17 protein-coding genes and 1 tRNA gene are annotated in these 14,378 nt (G+C 46.5%); 16 read left to right on the forward strand and 2 right to left on the reverse strand.

Annotated features, from left to right (window positions below; translation table 11 throughout):
• The first annotated feature begins 47 nt into the window (after positions 1–47).
• The 6 genes from aspS (at position 48) to tolQ (ending at position 5,578) form a co-directional block, all read left to right on the forward strand.
• A complete protein-coding gene (gene aspS / locus VHE99_01290) occupies positions 48–1,823 on the forward strand; it encodes an aspartate--tRNA ligase (protein ID HVV67661.1) in 1,776 nt (591 codons plus the stop codon).
• 8 nt (positions 1,824–1,831) lie between these two features.
• The gene (locus VHE99_01295; protein HVV67662.1) at positions 1,832–2,569 is read left to right on the forward strand and encodes a YebC/PmpR family DNA-binding transcriptional regulator; all 738 of its coding nucleotides are present in this window, start codon (positions 1,832–1,834) and stop codon (positions 2,567–2,569) included.
• 34 nt (positions 2,570–2,603) lie between these two features.
• The gene (ruvC, locus tag VHE99_01300; GenBank protein ID HVV67663.1) at positions 2,604–3,119 is read left to right on the forward strand and encodes a crossover junction endodeoxyribonuclease RuvC; all 516 of its coding nucleotides are present in this window, start codon (positions 2,604–2,606) and stop codon (positions 3,117–3,119) included.
• A 120-nt stretch (positions 3,120–3,239) separates the two neighbouring features.
• Complete coding sequence (gene ruvA, locus VHE99_01305) at positions 3,240–3,863, forward strand: Holliday junction branch migration protein RuvA (protein HVV67664.1); 624 nt, start codon at positions 3,240–3,242, stop codon at positions 3,861–3,863.
• Positions 3,850–4,857: a Holliday junction branch migration DNA helicase RuvB gene (gene ruvB, locus VHE99_01310; protein ID HVV67665.1), complete on the forward strand. Its 1,008-nt coding sequence runs from the start codon at positions 3,850–3,852 to the stop codon at positions 4,855–4,857. The genes ruvA and ruvB overlap by 14 nt, the downstream gene beginning before the upstream one ends.
• 19 nt (positions 4,858–4,876) lie before the next feature.
• Complete coding sequence (gene tolQ / locus VHE99_01315; protein HVV67666.1) at positions 4,877–5,578, forward strand: protein TolQ; 702 nt, start codon at positions 4,877–4,879, stop codon at positions 5,576–5,578.
• A 280-nt stretch (positions 5,579–5,858) separates the two neighbouring features.
• Here tolQ and VHE99_01320 read toward each other — a convergent pair whose 3' ends face one another.
• Entirely contained in the window at positions 5,859–6,068 is a 210-nt protein-coding gene (locus tag VHE99_01320) for a hypothetical protein (GenBank protein HVV67667.1), read from the reverse strand.
• A gap of 85 nt (positions 6,069–6,153) precedes the next feature.
• Between VHE99_01320 and tolR the strand changes: the two genes are divergently transcribed.
• The 10 genes from tolR to VHE99_01370 all read left to right on the forward strand — a co-directional run bounded on the left by tolR (position 6,154) and on the right by VHE99_01370 (position 14,191).
• Entirely contained in the window at positions 6,154–6,603 is a 450-nt protein-coding gene (tolR, locus tag VHE99_01325) for a protein TolR (GenBank protein ID HVV67668.1), read from the forward strand.
• A 6-nt stretch (positions 6,604–6,609) separates the two neighbouring features.
• A complete protein-coding gene (gene tolA / locus VHE99_01330; GenBank protein ID HVV67669.1) occupies positions 6,610–7,662 on the forward strand; it encodes a cell envelope integrity protein TolA in 1,053 nt (350 codons plus the stop codon).
• 5 nt (positions 7,663–7,667) lie between these two features.
• Positions 7,668–8,168 (forward strand): hypothetical protein, encoded by a 501-nt coding sequence (locus tag VHE99_01335; GenBank protein ID HVV67670.1) that lies wholly within the window; start codon positions 7,668–7,670, stop codon positions 8,166–8,168.
• A 180-nt stretch (positions 8,169–8,348) separates the two neighbouring features.
• Positions 8,349–9,689, forward strand: coding sequence for a Tol-Pal system beta propeller repeat protein TolB (gene tolB / locus VHE99_01340; protein HVV67671.1), 1,341 nt, complete (start codon positions 8,349–8,351; stop codon positions 9,687–9,689).
• 254 nt (positions 9,690–9,943) lie between these two features.
• On the forward strand, positions 9,944–10,459 hold the full coding sequence (locus VHE99_01345) for an OmpA family protein (protein HVV67672.1): 516 nt from the start codon (positions 9,944–9,946) through the stop codon (positions 10,457–10,459).
• Between the two features lie 5 nt (positions 10,460–10,464).
• Positions 10,465–11,451: a tol-pal system protein YbgF gene (ybgF, locus tag VHE99_01350; protein ID HVV67673.1), complete on the forward strand. Its 987-nt coding sequence runs from the start codon at positions 10,465–10,467 to the stop codon at positions 11,449–11,451.
• A gap of 2 nt (positions 11,452–11,453) precedes the next feature.
• Positions 11,454–12,209 (forward strand): YjjG family noncanonical pyrimidine nucleotidase, encoded by a 756-nt coding sequence (locus VHE99_01355; protein ID HVV67674.1) that lies wholly within the window; start codon positions 11,454–11,456, stop codon positions 12,207–12,209.
• The gene (gene queE / locus VHE99_01360; protein ID HVV67675.1) at positions 12,209–12,862 is read left to right on the forward strand and encodes a 7-carboxy-7-deazaguanine synthase QueE; all 654 of its coding nucleotides are present in this window, start codon (positions 12,209–12,211) and stop codon (positions 12,860–12,862) included. Before VHE99_01355 ends, queE begins: the two co-directional genes overlap by 1 nt.
• 108 nt (positions 12,863–12,970) lie before the next feature.
• Positions 12,971–13,759: a PhzF family phenazine biosynthesis protein gene (locus VHE99_01365; GenBank protein ID HVV67676.1), complete on the forward strand. Its 789-nt coding sequence runs from the start codon at positions 12,971–12,973 to the stop codon at positions 13,757–13,759.
• A 356-nt stretch (positions 13,760–14,115) separates the two neighbouring features.
• Positions 14,116–14,191, forward strand: a tRNA-Lys gene (locus tag VHE99_01370).
• 75 nt (positions 14,192–14,266) lie between these two features.
• Here VHE99_01370 and VHE99_01375 read toward each other — a convergent pair.
• The coding region (locus VHE99_01375) for a transposase (protein HVV67677.1) at positions 14,267–14,378 on the reverse strand (112 nt) is incomplete at its 5' end.

The following is a 14,378-nucleotide window of genomic DNA, read 5'->3' on the forward strand; positions in this document are numbered from 1 at the left end:
CTTTGATAGATTTCACCTAAAAATTACGTTAACAACCCGAGAAACTTATGCGCAGCCATTACTGTGGACAAATAAACGAATCCCTCATCAATGAAACCGTCAAACTCTATGGATGGGTACACCGCCGTCGCGATCATGGCGGCTTAATATTCCTTGACCTGCGTGACCGCGAAGGCCGAGTACAAGTCGTTTTTAATCCCGAACAAGTCGATCAATTTAAAATTGCTGAAAGCATACGCAGTGAATACGTCGTCATGGTAAAGGGTAGAGTACAACACCGCCCCACCGGCACCATCAACGAAAAATTACCTAGCGGTAAAGTCGAAGTCATCGCCGATGAGATCGCTATTTTAAACACTGCAGAACCTCCACCCTTCCGCATTGATGAATACAGTGAAGTCAATGAAGACACACGCTTACAATTTCGTTACCTCGATCTACGCCGTGCGGAAATGTCTGACCGTATGCGCTTTCGTGCCCAAGTTAACCACAGCATACGCAACTTCCTACAGGAAAATGGTTTCCTCGAAATCGAAACCCCCATGCTGACCAAAGCCACCCCCGAAGGCGCGCGTGATTATTTAGTCCCAAGCCGCGTGCACGCCGGTCACTTTTATGCCTTGCCGCAATCACCGCAAATTTTCAAACAACTACTCATGGTCGCCGGCATGGATCGCTACTATCAAATTGTCCGCTGTTTTCGCGATGAAGATTTGCGCGCTGACCGCCAACCGGAATTCACACAGCTCGATATGGAAATGTCTTTCATAGACGAGCCCACCATACAAACCTTAATTGAAAAATTAATGCAGCGCATATTTATGGATGTGTTGCAGGTGGAATTACCCAATCATTTTCCCCGCATGACCTATGCCGAAGCCATGCGTCGTTTCGGCAGCGATAAACCCGATTTACGTATTCCGCTGGAGCTAGTCGATATTGCTGACCTGGTACGCGATGTGGAATTCAAAGTCTTCTCGCAACCGGCCAATGACCCCAAAAGCCGAGTAACGGTGTTACGCTTACCTAATGGCGCTGATCTTTCGCGCAAAGAAATCGATGATTACACGCATCTGGTAGCGATTTATGGCGCTAAAGGACTGGCTTACATCAAAGTCAACGATCGACAAGCTGGCATTACCGGCCTGCAATCACCGATTCTTAAATTTTTGCCTGAAGAAGTTGTCGCTAAAATTTTAGACCGCGCGCAAGCAGAAAACGGCGATATCTTATTTTTCGGTGCCGACAGCGCCAAAATAGTGACGGAAAGCTTAGGCGCTTTGCGCATCAAACTCGGCCAAGATCGAGGTTTGCTGGAAGAGGGTTGGCGTTTTTTATGGGTTGTTGATTTCCCAATGTTTGAATGGGATGACAAAGAACATCGCTGGCAATCACTGCATCATCCTTTTACTTCGCCTGCAATACAAGACCCCGAAGCACTAAAGAAAGATCCAGGCGCTGCACCATCTCGCGCCTATGACTTGGTATTAAATGGCACAGAACTAGGCGGTGGCTCTATCCGCATTCATAATGCCGATATGCAGCGTACCGTATTTCGCATCCTTGGCATCAGTGAACAGGAAGCCGAAGAAAAATTCAGCCACCTGCTAACCGCCTTTCGCTATGGCTGTCCGCCCCATGGCGGTGTCGCCTTCGGGTTGGATAGAATGGTCATGTTAATGACCGGCGGCACTTCCATCCGCGACGTAATTGCATTCCCCAAAACCCAATCCGCTCAATGCCCCCTCACCCACGCCCCAGCACCTGTCGGTGAAGCACAATTGCGCGAATTGAATATACGCGTCATAAAAAAAACTCTCTGAGGTTATAAATGGCTGGACATAGTAAATGGGCGAATATCCAACACCGCAAAAAAGCCCAAGACAGCAAACGCGGTAAGATATTTACCAAATTAATCCGGGAAATTACCATTGCGGCGCGCATGGGCGGCGGCGATCCCGACGCCAACTCCAGACTGCGCCTAGCCATAGACAAAGCGCTGGCTCAAAACATGCCCAAAGACACTATTGAACGAGCACGCAAAAAAGGCGCGGGCAGTGCAGAAAGTAATGATCTATTTGAAATTCGTTATGAAGGTTATGGTCCAGGTGGTGTAGCCGTTATTGTCGATTGTCTATCCGACAACCGCAACCGCACCGTCTCTGAAGTACGACACGCCTTCAGCAAATGCGGCGGCAATTTAGGCACTGAAGGTTCTGTCGCTTACCTATTCACCGAACGCGGCGTATTGAGCTTCGCTCCTGGTTCTGATGAAAATCGCATCATGGAAACTGCTCTCGAAGCCGGTGCAGAAGATGTGGTAACCAATGCTGATAAAAGCATCGATGTTTACACCACGCCCACACAATTCGCGGCGGTAAAAGATGCGATGCTAAAAGCCAAATTAGAACCTGCCAATGCCGAAGTAACCTTCATCGCCAACACAGAAGTTGCACTAGACAAAGACAACGCAGAAAAAATGCTACGCCTACAAGATATGTTAGAAGATTTAGATGATGTGCAGAATGTCTATTCCAATGCGGATATACCAGAAGAATTATTGTTATAACTTTATTTCCTCGCAGCTGAAAGGAAACACCATGTTGCACACCATCATCGGCATAGACCCAGGTTCCCGGATCACCGGCTATGGGGTCATCCAAAGCGACGGACAAAAACACATTTATATCGCTAGTGGCACAGTAAAAACTCTAAATGAAGCAATCGGCGAACGTTTGGCGCAAATCTTTCACGGCGTCAGCAAAATAGTGCAACAATACCAACCCATGCACGCCGCCATCGAGCAAGTTTTTATGGCAAAGAATGCCAATTCCGCCCTAAAATTAGGCCAGGCACGCGGCGCCGCCATCGTCGCCATGGCCACCCAAGGTTTAAGCGTTGCAGAATATTCTGCCCGCGCCATTAAACAAGCTGTGGTAGGATATGGCGCAGCACAAAAAGAACAGGTACAGCACATGGTGAAGCTATTACTCAACCTACCACAGGCACCAGGCTCAGACGCTGCCGATGCTTTGGCCATTGCCATTTGCCATGCCCAAACACAGCAAACTAATCTAACGATGCGCCGCTTGCGTTCTTATGTAGCAGAAAGTGTTTGATGAATTTTCTTTCAGGCACCCCTGAAATCTCACCCCCTTTGAAAAAGGGGGTGAGAACTTGGGAGAAAAGATTGTGGCCAAGACGAAAAGAATTTTGGATAAAAATCCCCAGGTAATCCCATGATCGGCAGAATAAAAGGCACACTACTAGAAAAAACCCCTCCCTCACTCCTAGTCGATGTCGCAGGTGTCGCCTATGAATTAGACGCCCCCATGTTCACCTTCTACCGCCTACCTGATATCGGCCAAGAAGTGATCTTACACACCCACCTGGTGGTACGCGATGATGCCCATCTACTCTATGGTTTTGCCAGAGAACACGAACGCAGACTCTTTCGCAGCCTGATTAAAGTCAGCTCCGTTGGTCCCAAAATGGCGCTAGCCATACTCTCCGGCATAGAACCCGATAGTTTTGTAAACTGCGTAATGCACAACGATACCGATAGCCTAATCCGCATCCCCGGCATCGGTAAAAAAACGGCAGAACGTCTCATCATCGAAATGCGCGACCGCCTGCAAGATTGGAAACCAGATTCTCTAGAACCCATAAGCCCAGAGCCTGCCGCATACACCAGCAACAAAGCCACCCAAGAAGCTATCAGCGCCTTAGTGGCACTCGGCTACAAACCCAATGAAGCACGCCAAGCCGTGTCACAAGTTGAGAAACAACATCAACTCAGCGAAGAAATCATACGCCACGCCCTACGCGGCATGATAAAAGGAAGCCGCCATGATCCAGGCTGAACGTTTGATAAGTCCCCAAAGTTTCGGCGATGATGCGCCCTTTGACCGCGCCATTCGCCCTAAATATCTACGTGATTACATAGGCCAGCCCGCCGTTTGCCAACAATTGGAAATCTTTATCCAAGCAGCACGCGGCCGTACAGAAGCTTTAGATCACGTATTGATTTTTGGACCACCTGGATTAGGCAAAACCACATTGGCACATATTATCGCCACTGAAATGGGCGTAGGTTTAAAACAAACTTCAGGTCCAGTACTAGAAAAAGCCGGTGACTTAGCCGCACTACTCACCAACCTTTCAGCGCACGATGTCCTATTTATCGACGAAATTCACCGCCTAAGCCCGGTAATTGAAGAAGTTTTATACCCAGCCCTTGAAGATTATCAGTTAGACATCATGATAGGCGAGGGTCCTTCCGCCCGCTCCATCAAATTAGATTTACCACCCTTCACCTTAGTCGGAGCAACCACCCGGGCGGGATTATTAACCTCACCATTACGCGACCGCTTTGGTATTGTGCAACGCCTGGAGTTCTATCAGGTCGCTGATTTAACGACTATTGTACAACGCAGCGCACAAATTTTAGCCGTTAAAATGGATGTGCCAGGGTCACAAGAAATTGCCAAACGCTCCCGCGGCACGCCTCGCATTGCCAACCGCCTGCTGCGTCGGGTGCGGGATTATGCTGAAGTTAAATCCGATGGAACCATCAATAAAAACATCGCCGAACAAGCATTAAATTTAATCGATGTGGATATTAATGGTTTCGATCCTATGGATCGCAGGTTATTATTAACCGTTATTGAAAAATTTGACGGCGGCCCAGTTGGCCTTGATACTTTATCAGCTGCAATCGGTGAACCGGCAGATACCATAGAAGATGTGCTGGAACCTTATTTAATACAGCAGGGTTTCATACAACGCACACCTCGCGGCCGCATCGCTACTAAACAAGCCTATCAACATTTTGGTTTACAATTTTCAACTGTATGAAAACTAGGGGTAATGTAAAATGACAACCAATCCTTCCTTATGGAGTTTCGTCGCCGATGCCGGAATCGTCGTTAAATGTGTGATGCTACTTTTAGTCGCAGCATCCGTTGTTTCTTGGACCTTCATTTTCCAGCGCGGTATATTTCTAAAAAATGCACAAAAAGCGGTGACCGCTTTCGAAGATCAATTCTGGTCAGGCTCAGATTTAAGCAAACTCTACGAAGGTTTAACCAACCGAAATATTGAATTACAAGGATTAGAACATATCTTCCACGCCGGATTTCGTGAATACAGCCGCCTGCACCAACGCCCCGGTGTTAACACCGAAGCCCTCATGGCCGGTGTCGAGCGTGCCATGCGCGTCGCCAGCAGCCGTGAAACCGATAAACTCGAACGCCATTTATCATTCCTCGCCACGGTCGGCTCCACCAGTCCTTATGTCGGATTATTCGGTACCGTGTGGGGTATTATGACTTCCTTCCAAGGATTAATCGGCGTGCAACAATCCACCATTGCTATGGTAGCTCCCGGCATTTCCGAAGCGTTAGTTGCTACAGCCATGGGCCTTTTTGCCGCTATCCCCGCGGTTATTGCTTACAATCGTTTTAATAATGCAGTTGAGCGCTTGACCAACACTTACGATACTTTCCAGGAAGAATTTTCTAGTATTTTATTCCGCCAGGCACATTTTCAACCGACTCCGATGCTGGTCGAGCAGTAAATGTCATTCTGAGCCACCCCACCTCACAAAGAGCGTGGGGAAATATCGATAAAAACACCATTTGAGTGAGTAAAATGATGTTGTCATTCCCGCGCAGGCGGGAACCCATCCTTAACAGGCACTCAAGCCTTTTAAAGAACCATTGAGCTTCATTTGATAAAATTAATGAATTTTTTTGCCTGCCATGGATGGGTTCCCGCCTGCGCGGGAATGACAGTGTCTTTTTTAATATTTACCCGCCCTTTTTGTGGGGTGGTGGCTCAGGATGACAGTGCATGGTTTACACCGGCGCCCCATTAACCGGCGGCACAGGCGGCTCCTGATTCACAATCGCATTCCCTGAAAAACGCTGCTCCAAATAGTCTGCCCGACCATCCATCGTATGCACATCACCAGGCGCAGGTACTTTAGTTGGAAACAGCACTGAACACCCAGCCATTGCCATTAACCCAACTGCAACACAAAAATTTCTAAAAAATTTATTCCACATAGCTGTCTAGTAAATAATAAGCAAAAGTATATAATACCAGCCAAGACTCACGATGCCTATGATGTAAACCCGCCGGAATCGACCCATGCGAAAAACCAGAAAAAACCGCCGCGCCCTGGTAGCTGAAATCAATGTAGTGCCTTATATCGACGTAATGCTGGTACTTCTGGTCATTTTCATGATTACCACCCCGCTGTTATCACAAGGCGTCAACGTAGATTTGCCCCAAGCCACCGCCCAACCCTTAACCGCCAAACAACAAGAACCCATTATCGTCAGCATCGATGCGCAAGGTCTTTACTACCTCAACATCGCCAGTAATCCTGACCAACCCATCAACGCCACCGATCTCATGGGTCAAGTTTCCAACGAACTACAACATGCCACAGCAGACGCACCACCCCGGCAAATACTAGTCAAAGGCGATCAAAATGTCGATTACGGCAAAGTGATGCAAGCCATGGTATTGTTACAACAAGCAGGAGCAAAAGGCGTAGGCTTGGTGACAACGCCACCCGATCAAACGACACATTAAACCGCCATGCGCAACGATTCGACTTATAAACTGCCATTAACCTTTGCTATACTGTTACATATTGTACTTTTCATATTTTTATTTTTACATTTATCATCAAAAGATACAGCGCAAATTCCACTGCAACCTGATGTAGATATTATCCAAGCAGTCGCAGTAAACCCCGCACAAGTGGCAAAACAAATTGCCGCAACCAAAGCGGAACAACAAAAACAACAAGAAGCAATAGACAAAGCCCAAGCCAAAGCCATACAACAGCAACAAGAAGAAGAACAACAACGCGCAGCACAACTCGCCGCCCAAAAAGCCAAACAAGAAGCGCAGCAAAAAGCGGCACAACACGCAGCACAACTGAAAGCCCAACAAGCAGCGGAGCAAAAAGCCGCGCAAGAAAAAGCCGAACAGGAAGCACAACAAAAAGCTGAACTCCTAAAAACCCAGCAAGCAGCAGAGCAACAAGCCGCAGCCGAAAAAGCCAAACAAGCAGCAGAACAAAAAGCAGCACAACAACAAGCCGAGAAACAAGCGCAAGCCGCACAACAACAAGCTGAAAAAGCCGAAAAATCTAAACAACAGCAAGCAGAAAAAGCTGCCGAAGAAAAACATCAAGAGCAACTTAAAAAACAATTCGCCGCCAAACAAGCCGCACAAAAAAAACAACAACAAGCTGCACAACAATTAAAAATAGCCCAACAAAAAGAACTGGACTCGCAACTCGCGCAAGAACAAAAACAATTAAACGCCGCACGTACAGCGCAGCAACAAAGCGAAATTGATAAATACAAAGCCTTAATCGAACAAGCCATCAGCCAAAATTGGGTCGTTCCAGGCGGCGCCAACCCAGATTTATCCTGTCAATTATTAATTGACGTCGGCCCAGGCGGCGTAGTATTAAATGTGCAAATAGCCCGCAGCAGTGGTGACCCGGGCCTGGATAATTCCGCACGCACTGCGGTATTTAAAGCATCTCCATTGCCAGTTCCCTCTGATCCTGATTTATTTAATCAGTTCAGAGAAATGAAGTTGACAGTTAAACCCGAAAATATCCAAGGAGGATGATACTCATGTTTAAAAAATTAAGAGATAGAGAAATCAAAGGACACCCGCAAAAACCATTAGATGTTTGTTATGTAGTTTTTTGTGATACTGACCAAATACATGATCTAGAGTATATGAAAGTTTTTTTTTCTGGAGACCCACAGAGTCCAGATATAAGCGAACACTTACGCTATGAAATAGCTTTTGATACAGAACGAAGAGCTGAGCAATATATTCTAGATTATCTCGAAAATCGATTGAATTACTGCCGTGGCTTTAGTCTCATTAAATTTAAAGAATCCAAGGACAAAAATGATTTGGAAGAAAACGCATATTGGATTATAGAAATTGCGGGCAAAGCAAAGGAAGTAACAGCTGCTTTACGGAGCGCTGCTTTACGGAGCGAGCAACCACCCAAATTGAATGAAAAAATAATATCAATAAAAAATAATTTAGAAAACATTCATCTATTGAAAAAAGGGGGGCTGAGTGAGGAGCCTGATGCAAAAACACCAAAACCATCATGAAATCAAACGGAAAATTCAGTGAGAAAGTATTGGCAATTCATAATAATTCGCGCACTATCTCGTTATCCAGAAATCAAATATTGGTAGAATCAGATATTGAAAAGAAGGCAACACCAGGCTTATCTATGATAATCATAAAATACATGTTCACATTCCGAAACAGTCACCAGGAGATTATTCGTGCGACATCTAACTAAATTTTTTTTTCTTATAGGATTATTTATCTCCGGCTCTTCTTATGCCGTAGTCGATCTGGAATTGACCCAAGGTGTACAAGGCGCAATCCCCATCGCCATCGTGCCATTTGCTGGGCAAAAAGCCAACGATCAGTCCCCAGACAATGTAGCCGCTGTGGTGAATGCTGACCTGCAAAACAGCGGCCGCTTTCGCACTATGGATCAGGGCAGTATGGGACAACAGCCGCCCAGCGCTGACCAAGTCGATTTTTCCTACTGGCAAAAACAAAACGTCAGCAATATGGTGGTCGGCAATGTGCAACCTGCCGGAGGCGGCCGCTACCGCGTGCAATTCCAGCTACTTAATGCCTACGCCAACCAAGGCGCTAACAAAAATACCTCGGCAGCTCCCAGCTGGCAGAACAGCGTATTACTTAGCAACTCTTTTACCGTTGATGCCAGCCAATTACGCTCTTTAGCACATCACATCAGCGATTTGGTGTATGAAAATCTCACCGGCGACCGCGGCGTATTCTCCACCCGCATCGCCTACGTCGTTGCACAACAATCTCCCCAAGGTTCACAATATTCTTTAGAAGTCTCGGATATGGATGGCTATAATCCCAAACCGCTGTTAACTTCAAATGAACCGATTATGTCACCTTCGTGGTCACCTGATGGCCGCCGCCTGGCTTATGTGTCGTTTGAAAAAGGTCATACGGCAGTTTATGTACAAGATATCAATAGCGGCAGCCGCCAAGTGGTCAGTGACTTCCCTGGACTGAATAATGCACCGGCCTGGTCACCCGATGGCAATCGCTTAGCCTTAGTCTTAACCCGCACCGGCTATCCCAAAATATTTGTTATGAATCTAGGGTCTAAACAATTAACTCAGGCCACGACAGGAGATTCCATCGATACTGAACCCACTTGGACACCAGATGGCCGCTCTATTTTGTTTACTTCCAACCGCGGTGGCGGCCCACAGATTTACCGCACCAATCTCGGTTCCGGCAATGCACAACGCGTGACTTTTTCCGGCAATTATAATGCCAGCCCGTCCTTGTCACCCGATGGGAAATCACTGGCGTTATTGAATGGCAATAGCAATCGGTTTACCATAGCCTTCCAGGATTTATCATCCGGCCGTTATACTGGATTGACACAATCAGGTAACGATCAATCACCGAGCATAGCGCCCAATGGCAAGATGGTGATTTATGCTACCCAAGCAGGTGGACGTGGTGTACTGGGCATGGTATCGACGGATGGACGCGTGAAGATAGTTTTACCTGCACGTGGCGGAGAAGTACGGGAACCGGCGTGGGGACCGTTTTTGAATTAGGTTCAAGACTGGGGGAGCATGACTAAATCCTTCTCCCCTTGTGGGAGAAGGTGCCCGAAGGGCGGATGAGGGGTGCGCTTATGCCTAGCATTCACTACTCAACACCAACCGAAACTCACCCCTCATCCGCCCTAGCGGGCACCTTCTCCCACAAGGGGAGAAGGAAAAAAGCCGTAGCTTAGAAAGAGCCAAAATTCAATCAACGAAGTGAAACAATTACAAACAAATTAAAATCAACGAGGAAAAATATGAATATGCATAGAGCAATAAAAATCGCAGTCATCAGCGTAGGTGTCATCAGCTTAGCCGCCTGCTCTTCCACACGTCACGGCGCAGGATCATCCATCTCGGACGCTAACGGCAGCGGCGCTGGCGGTACTTATACCCAAGGTATAGGGGGTGCCGGCGGTTTTCAGCCTAACACCAGCTGCAACGTGCCACAAACTTCAGGCTACCGCACCTCAGCCTATTACTTTGAATTCGACGACAGCAATGTAAATCCCGCAGATACCGGCCGTCTGCAATCCCTGGCACAAGCTTCCTCCGGCCAATCTGTCCGTGTCGTCGGCAACACCGACTCCCGCGGCAGCCGTGAATATAACGTCGCCTTAGGATGGCGCCGCGCCAATGCTGTTAGTTCCATCTTAAAGCAAAATGGCGTAACCCAGGTGGCAACAGACAGCAATGGCGCCGAAAAACCCATCGCTTTCGGCTCATCTGAAGAAGATTACCAATGCAACCGTCGTGTCGATGTACTTAACAGGCAATAATATTTATGAAGTATCTGGATAAACTCATTAAAGCCCTAGTCTTTAGTTGTGCAGTGAATGCTGTCACTCTAGCTTATGGACAAAATGTACCTGTGATTGATCTAAATGATGACCAATCACAGGGCACTCCAGCTGTTTCCGCTCCAATGAATCAGCCTAGCCCTCGCGATTCACTCTCCGTCAAAGACCGGCTGCGATTATTGGAACAGCAAATGGATAATTTAGTGCAAATGAATCTACCAGCCAAAATAGACAACCTGCAGCAACAACTGCAGCAGTTAAACGGCCAGCTGGAAGTTCAAGCGCACGATGTCCAGGCTTTAAGCGACCAACAAAAGAGTTTCTATCAAGATATCAATCAACGTCTTGGCAACCCAAAATCCGCTAAGACCAACACAACAAACCCTGGCGCAACAGCCACCACTCCGGCAGATACTTCCGCCGCTGCCGGTTCTTTCAGTGGTGCCGGTGCCAGCAAGCTTTCAAACAATACAACTGACCAAATTGCCAAAGCTGAAGCCAATGTCACCCAAAATAATGATCAAGCACAAAACGCACAAGTGGCCAGCCAAATCATTTCTGCAGGTTCAGAAGATAAAGCCTATCAAAGCGCTTTTGATCTATTAGTCAACAAAAAAACCGCTGCCGCCACCACCGCGTTCCAAGAATTCCTCAAAGCCTATCCCAATGGCAGCTACGCCCCCAATGCCCATTACTGGTTAGGGGAATTGTATAGCCAGCAAAACAAAAACCCATTGGCAGCAAAAGAATTCACCGCAGTTATCCAGAGATATCCGCAGCATGCCAAAGTACCCGATGCTATGTTAAAGCTCGCCATCATCCATGATGAAGCAGGATTACACACACAAGCCCAGCAAGAACTACAAAAATTGATTCAAAAATTCCCTGAATCAACCGCAGCCAGGCTAGCAGGCATGCGACTACAGCAAATGAAATCCACAGGCGGTATACAGGCACAGGCATCACAGTAAAAATGCATTATAAAGCCCTATTATTTGATCTAGACAATACGCTAATCGATTTTTCATTTGCAGAAAAACAGGGGCTGGAAAAAATTTATCAACTCTATTTCAGCCAGTGTATTTCCAGCCATGAGTTTGAGCATTGCTTTCGCACGATCAATAAACGCCTATGGCACTTGGTTGAACAAAAACACATTGCTATCGATCACCTGCACCCACAACGCTTTCAATCATTGACACAAACTATAAAAGTCACTGTTGATGCAATGGAAATTGCCCACACCTATGCACAAGCACTAGGTGAATATAGCCATTGGTATCCCAACATAAAAGCCACCTTGCTGAATTTGAAAAAACACTATGCCATTGGCATAATCACTAACGGCATCACGCAAGTAAAACAAATTCAATACGCAAAACTAGAAATAGCAACGTTTTGTGACAGTTTTCTGGTTTCTGAAATATTAGGTATTTCTAAACCTGATAAAGCTATTTTTAATCTGGCACTGCAACAACTCAACGTCAATGCTAACGAAGCACTCATGATAGGTGACTCGCTTTCCAGCGATTACCAGGGCGCCATCAATGCCAATCTAGATTTTTGTTGGGTAAATAAACCCGCGCAATTTTTACCGCTTGCCTATCCAGCACCAAAATATATGATTCAATCCGTAGCTGAGTTACCGGATATTTTAACTAACCAAGTAAAGGAACATCCTCTCCAGGGAAAGATACCAATCAATACCTGCGAGCCTGCGATAGTTTGATGAACCCAAGTACACCTCAATTACGCATCACTGAAATTTTTTTTTCCTTACAAGGCGAAACCCGCACCACCGGATTGCCAACCGTTTTCATCCGCTTAACCGGTTGTCCACTGCGTTGTGTCTATTGTGACACCGCCTATGCCTTCCACGGCGGACAAATGCGTTCTTTGGAAAGTATCCTCACCGAAACCGCCGATTATGGGGCGCGTTATGTCACCGTCACCGGCGGCGAACCGCTGGCACAAAAAGCCTGCTTAGAATTACTGAAATGTTTATGTGATGCCAACTATGAAGTTTCTTTAGAAACTAGCGGCGCCCTAGATGTTTCTGAAGTAGACACACGCGTCATCAAAATATTAGATATTAAAACGCCAGGCTCTCAAGAAGCCCATAGAAATAAATTGGAGAATATTCACCATTTATCTCAAAAGGATCAGATTAAATTCGTAATCTGCGATTCAGCCGATTATCAATGGGCAAAAAAAATGTTGATCGACTACCAATTGCCACAACGCTGCGAAGTATTATTTTCCCCTAGCTACAATCAGCTGCAAAATCACCAACTGGCTGACTGGATATTAGCCGACCGACTTCCCGTGCGATTTCAAGTACAGTTACATAAATACATCTGGGGAGATGTGCCCGGTAAATAAAATAGAACAAACCAAGAAAACCCCATATTTTTCACTATAATCAAATAATGAAACCTCTTTAAGAGGACTCAAGGACGAAAAAAACCACGCTCAAGGGAGATACCTTGTATGAAAATACCCGTCTACTACCTCGACGCCTTTACTGACAAACTCTTCACCGGCAACCCCGCCGCAGTCTGCGTGCTACCCGAATCCATCCCCGAAGACACCCTACGTGCTATCGCCCGTGAGAACAACCTACCCACCACCGCCTTTTTAATTGGGAATGGCGAAAGCTACAATATCCGCTGGATAACACCAGAATTCGAACTGGATCTATGCGGACATGCCTCGCTCGCCGCAGGTTACGTCATTTTTAATTACCTACAGCCACAATTACACCAAGTGTCACTACATCCTAAAAATGGCTCGTTATTAAATATTTACCGCAAACAAGATTTCATCACCCTAGAATTCCCGCTTAAAACCATAGAACCCTGCGAAATTCCCAATGAAGTAATAAAAAGTCTAGGCGTAACTCCTATCGAAGCCTACCAACACCGCGACGAGCGCTGCATTATCGTCCTAGACGATGAACAAACCGTAAAAAATCTCCAACCCGATATACATCCACTTAAAGAATTAGATTACTGGGGGTTCGTCGTCACCGCTCCCGGCAACAACGTCGACTTCGTATCCCGCACTTTTTACCCAGAAAAATCCATCCCAGAAGACGCCGTCACCGGCGCCTCGCATTGCGCATTAATGCCATATTGGGTAAACCGCCTAAGTAAAAACCCACTCAAAGCCTACCAAGCCTCTCTGCGCGGCGGCTATCTGGAATGCGAATTGCAAAAAAGCCATGTGTTAATTAGTGGGAAAGCCACTTTATATCTGGAAGGCACTATACATATCTAACTCTTCCAAAGCTTTAATACCCCACCCCCTTTGAAAAAGGGGGTCGAAGGCCCCAATGCCTGAGGGGGGATTTAAAGAGCTTTGGGTGCATAATTTTGCGTGTTAGTACTCATCAGCTCTTTTAAATCCCCCCGCAGGCACCTCCAGTGCCTACGACCCCCTTTTTCAAAGGGGGTAAAAGTTCATCAAAAACGTCCAAGGGAAAGAAATAACCAAGCCAACCCTTATACAACTTTCCTCTCCATGCTACAAAACCCACCAAAAACAAGCCCTTTCTCAACTTTCATCCTGCAAGAGCTTGTTATTTCCATACAAAAATGTATCATTCTACTTCTTTTCTCAACCACTCAAATCACGGGTCGTTAGCTCAGTCGGTAGAGCATCGGACTTTTAATCCGCTGGTCCCGCGTTCGAATCGCGGACGACCCACCAGTTAAATCAAAGACATACATCACCTTACCATTGGGTCGGGTCTTTCGGGTCTTTCCCAATTTAGGGGGCACTTCATCAACCACATAACACTCTAACTCGTAATCGGTAGTTTTCAAAATTTTTAAATCCATACGCACGTCTTTGAATCAACTTCATCTTGCGATGGAACCCTTCTGTTATTCCATTA

The sequence above is a fragment of the Gammaproteobacteria bacterium genome (assembly GCA_035546635.1).
GTDB lineage: Bacteria > Pseudomonadota > Gammaproteobacteria > JAURND01 > JAURND01 > DASZWJ01.

What these genes read in the sequence shown, in the direction of transcription:
- tolQ (HVV67666.1), top strand. Translation starts at nt 4,877, where the DNA reads ATGACAACCAATCCTTCCTTATGGAGTTTCGTCGCCGATGCCGGAATC.
- VHE99_01345 (HVV67672.1), top strand. Translation starts at nt 9,944, where the DNA reads ATGCATAGAGCAATAAAAATCGCAGTCATCAGCGTAGGTGTCATCAGC.
- VHE99_01320 (HVV67667.1), bottom strand. Translation starts at nt 6,068, where the DNA reads ATGTGGAATAAATTTTTTAGAAATTTTTGTGTTGCAGTTGGGTTAATG.
- aspS (HVV67661.1), top strand. Translation starts at nt 48, where the DNA reads ATGCGCAGCCATTACTGTGGACAAATAAACGAATCCCTCATCAATGAA.
- ruvA (HVV67664.1), top strand. Translation starts at nt 3,240, where the DNA reads ATGATCGGCAGAATAAAAGGCACACTACTAGAAAAAACCCCTCCCTCA.
- ybgF (HVV67673.1), top strand. Translation starts at nt 10,465, where the DNA reads ATGAAGTATCTGGATAAACTCATTAAAGCCCTAGTCTTTAGTTGTGCA.
- VHE99_01295 (HVV67662.1), top strand. Translation starts at nt 1,832, where the DNA reads ATGGCTGGACATAGTAAATGGGCGAATATCCAACACCGCAAAAAAGCC.
- VHE99_01335 (HVV67670.1), top strand. Translation starts at nt 7,668, where the DNA reads ATGTTTAAAAAATTAAGAGATAGAGAAATCAAAGGACACCCGCAAAAA.
- ruvB (HVV67665.1), top strand. Translation starts at nt 3,850, where the DNA reads ATGATCCAGGCTGAACGTTTGATAAGTCCCCAAAGTTTCGGCGATGAT.
- VHE99_01365 (HVV67676.1), top strand. Translation starts at nt 12,971, where the DNA reads ATGAAAATACCCGTCTACTACCTCGACGCCTTTACTGACAAACTCTTC.
- tolR (HVV67668.1), top strand. Translation starts at nt 6,154, where the DNA reads ATGCGAAAAACCAGAAAAAACCGCCGCGCCCTGGTAGCTGAAATCAAT.
- tolA (HVV67669.1), top strand. Translation starts at nt 6,610, where the DNA reads ATGCGCAACGATTCGACTTATAAACTGCCATTAACCTTTGCTATACTG.
- queE (HVV67675.1), top strand. Translation starts at nt 12,209, where the DNA reads ATGAACCCAAGTACACCTCAATTACGCATCACTGAAATTTTTTTTTCC.
- VHE99_01355 (HVV67674.1), top strand. Translation starts at nt 11,454, where the DNA reads ATGCATTATAAAGCCCTATTATTTGATCTAGACAATACGCTAATCGAT.